The sequence below is a fragment of the Synechococcus sp. 63AY4M2 genome (assembly GCF_002760475.1).
GTDB lineage: Bacteria > Cyanobacteriota > Cyanobacteriia > Thermostichales > Thermostichaceae > Thermostichus.
Genome location: NZ_AXUX01000001.1, coordinates 1,324,373 through 1,327,553, shown reverse-complemented (window position 1 = coordinate 1,327,553; position 3,181 = coordinate 1,324,373). Strand labels below are relative to the sequence as shown.

Here is a 3,181-nt window from a genome sequence, read left to right as displayed (position 1 = left end):
GGCTGACCTGAGCGGGGCCAACCTGAGCAAGGCCGACCTGAGCAGGGCTGACCTGAGCGGGGCCAACCTGAGCAAGGCCGACCTGAGCAGGGCTGACCTGAGGGGAGCAAAGCTGGGTGGCACGAACCTAAAGGGGGCAAACCTATGGGGCGCAAAACTAAGTCCCGGCTGGGATCAATTCGCCGACTTGAAAGGGGCCATCCTCCCCGACGGAGCCATCCATCCCTAGCCTGATCCCTTGGCTACACTACCTACAGCCGCTCTCAGTGGATCCATGAGTCCCTCAGATCTCGCCTTTGCCAGCAATCACCAAGACATCCTCACACTGCTGGACTTAGTGGTTCGCGCCCGCTACCCTTTGATCTACCTGGTTACTCCCGAAGAAGCCCCGGCAGAGGAGCTCCTGCAAGTTCTAGCCGATTCCCTCAAGCCCAAGCGCAAACTCCTAATCTGGGATATCGTCTCCGGCTGGTCAGATAACGGCCAAAACAAAGGCCAATTGATGCCTGCTCTGGGCCGCATCGGCGCCATCAAAGAGGACGAGGCGGTTATTTGTGTTCTCAAAGACCTAAACCCCACCCTGAGAAATCCGGAACGCTCGGACAATTACCCCGTCATCCGCTACCTGAAAACCCTGGCCAGAGAGAGCCGCCACAGCCGCAAGTCCATCATCCTCTTGGGCCAAGAAGCCGTTGTCCCTGCCGAGCTGCGCGAGGAAATTGTGGTCTATGATTTTCCCCTGCCCAGCATCGCCGAAATTGAGCGGATCATTACCCGCGCGATCCCTGCCCGTCAACTGGAGCTAAGCGGCCCGGCGCGGGAACAACTGGTTCGAGCCTGCCAAGGACTGACCCGGCAGCGCATTGAGCGGATCCTGGCCCGCGCCCTAGCCGCCAAGGGCAAGGTCAGCGAAGGGGATATTGATCTCGTTTTGGAAGAGAAAAAACAATACATCCGCCAGACGGAAATCCTGGAGTTTTACAACCCCTCCGAGACCTTGCAAAATGTCGGCGGCCTGGAAAACCTCAAAGCCTGGATTCGGCAGCGCCGCAACAGTTTTAGTGCCCAGGCCCGTGCCTATGGCTTGCCCAGTCCTAAGGGCATTTTGCTGGCCGGGATCCAGGGCACCGGCAAGTCTCTATGTGCCAAAACCATAGCCCGCGAGTGGCGCATGCCCTTGCTCAGGCTGGATGTGGGGCGACTCTTCGGCGGGATCGTCGGCGAAAGCGAAAGCCGCGTGCGCCAGATGATCCAAATTGCCGAAGCCATGGCCCCTTGTGTGTTGTGGATTGATGAGTTGGATAAAGCCTTTGGCGGCGTCAACAGCGAGTTTTCAGGGGATTCGGGCACCAGCAAGCGGGTCTTCGGCAGCCTGATCACCTGGATGCAGGAAAAAACCAAACCCGTTTTTATTGTTGCCACCGCCAACAATGTCCGCATCTTGCCGGCCGAGCTGCTGCGCAAAGGCCGGTTTGACGAAATTTTCTTCGTCAATTTGCCCAACCAACGGGAGCGGGAGGAGATCTTCCAAGTCCACATCCAGCGGCTGCGGCCCAACCGCGTGCGGGATTTTGCCTACCCTGAGCTGGCCATGGCCAGCGAAAACTTCAGCGGCGCAGAAATTGAGCAGACCATCTACGATGCCATGCACATGGCCTTCAACCAGGATCCGCCCCGCGAGTTTACCCAGGAGGATATTCTCGGCGCCATTCGCCAAACCGTTCCCCTGGCCGCCATCGCCCGCGACCAGATTCAAGACTTGAAAGCGTGGGCTGCCGAGTCCGGGGCCCGAACGGCCTCCCGAGATCAACACCTTGTGCACGAGCTGCAAACCCTGGTGCAAAAAAGAGGGCTGGGCCCCATCGAAGTCGACAGCCCCTCCTCATTTAAGTTTTCTAACTAAGGCAGCTCTACCGAGGTGGGCTTGGAGGCGTAGGTTAGGCCCCAGCCCAATTTCTCCCGCATGACGCGGAAAAACTCCGGTCGGCGTAGGCGAATCAAATCTGTGCAGTAGGGGGCGCGGACAACGCGAATTTGGTCTTCTGGCAGGATGTAGCAGCCGGCATTGCCGTCCGCTACCAAAACCAGCGGCTGAGGGCTGGCGGGGCTGATCCATACCTCTTCCGAATCGGGAAAGACCAGAGCCCGTGAGGCCATCGAGTGGGGACAGATAGGGATCAACTGCAACACCGGCAGGCCGGGAGTGATGACCGGCCCTCCCGCAGAAAGGGCATAGGCGGTGGAACCGGTGGGGGTGGCTAAAATAATGCCGTCGGCAGCCACATCCAGCGGTGAGTGATCCCCAATGGTTACTTCAAAGTGGCACATGCTGGTCAAGGGCTCGCGGTGGAGCACCATCTCGTTGAGGCTGAGCACCTCCCAGCGCAATTCGTTGCCGCGGTAGGCCTGCACCAGCAACATGCTGCGGCGATCGAGAATGTACTCGCCAGCAATGGCTGCCTTGGCCGCCTCCTCCAGGTGGGTTAGGTAGGTCTCTGTCAGAAAGCCCAGGTGGCCCGTGTTCACGGCCAGCAAGGGGATCCCTTTGGGGGCCAGTTGCCGGGCTGCTGCCAAAACGGTGCCGTCTCCCCCCAGCACCACGGCAAACTTCATGCTCTCGTCAAAGCCGGCGGGGGCCAGGCTGTCCACCTTGGTCAAGCAGACGGGACTGTCGGGCTTGGCGTAGCCAAGGATGCCGCCCCAGTTGGGTGCGACACAGACTTCCCAACCCTGTTCCTGAAACCAGCGGGACAGGGTTTCGCTGCTGCGCTTGGCGGCGGGCTTGGCGTCGTTGTAGAGGATCCCGGCTTTGGGCTTGCTCATGGGGCAGTGGTGAGGCAGAGGGTGCCAAAACTGATACATTTACGCTGAACACTGCTGAGCATTACTGCTCAGCGGTGAAGCGATAGCATTCTGTCCGTTTCCGTTGTCACTACGCGATGCTGACGCGACCGCGCTACTCGGACGGAGTCCAAACAGAAAGGCGGTATCCCGCAAAGCCCTGAGCATGACACCCAGAGCGCCTTGCCAATCTCGTGGTAGCCTATGGTTGCACTTCGGGCATCTAAACACCTTTGCGCCACCCAACTTGGTGTGGATGTGCCCGCACTTGGTACAGGTTTTGCTGGTGTACGCTTCCGATACTTCCACGACAACCACGTTTTTCTTCTTGGCTTGAAAC

The 3,181-nt window shown here is 59.1% G+C and carries 4 protein-coding genes; 2 read left to right on the top strand and 2 right to left on the bottom strand.

The window, feature by feature from the left end; translation table 11 throughout:
• The coding region (locus SYN63AY4M2_RS05920) for a pentapeptide repeat-containing protein (RefSeq protein WP_143597428.1) at window positions 1–229 on the top strand (229 nt) is incomplete at its 5' end.
• 45 nt (window positions 230–274) lie between these two features.
• Window positions 275–1,903 carry an AAA family ATPase gene (locus tag SYN63AY4M2_RS05915; protein WP_168173318.1) on the top strand — a complete coding sequence of 543 codons (1,629 nt, stop codon included), beginning with the start codon at window positions 275–277 and terminating at the stop codon, window positions 1,901–1,903.
• Here SYN63AY4M2_RS05915 and SYN63AY4M2_RS05910 read toward each other — a convergent pair.
• Together SYN63AY4M2_RS05910 and SYN63AY4M2_RS05905 are read right to left on the bottom strand one after the other, a co-directional pair.
• Entirely contained in the window at window positions 1,900–2,823 is a 924-nt protein-coding gene (locus tag SYN63AY4M2_RS05910; protein WP_011429193.1) for an NAD(+) kinase, read from the bottom strand. The two genes, SYN63AY4M2_RS05915 and SYN63AY4M2_RS05910, sit on opposite strands and share 4 nt — an antisense overlap.
• 39 nt (window positions 2,824–2,862) lie before the next feature.
• The coding region (locus SYN63AY4M2_RS05905) for a zinc ribbon domain-containing protein (RefSeq protein WP_143597427.1) at window positions 2,863–3,181 on the bottom strand (319 nt) is incomplete at its 5' end.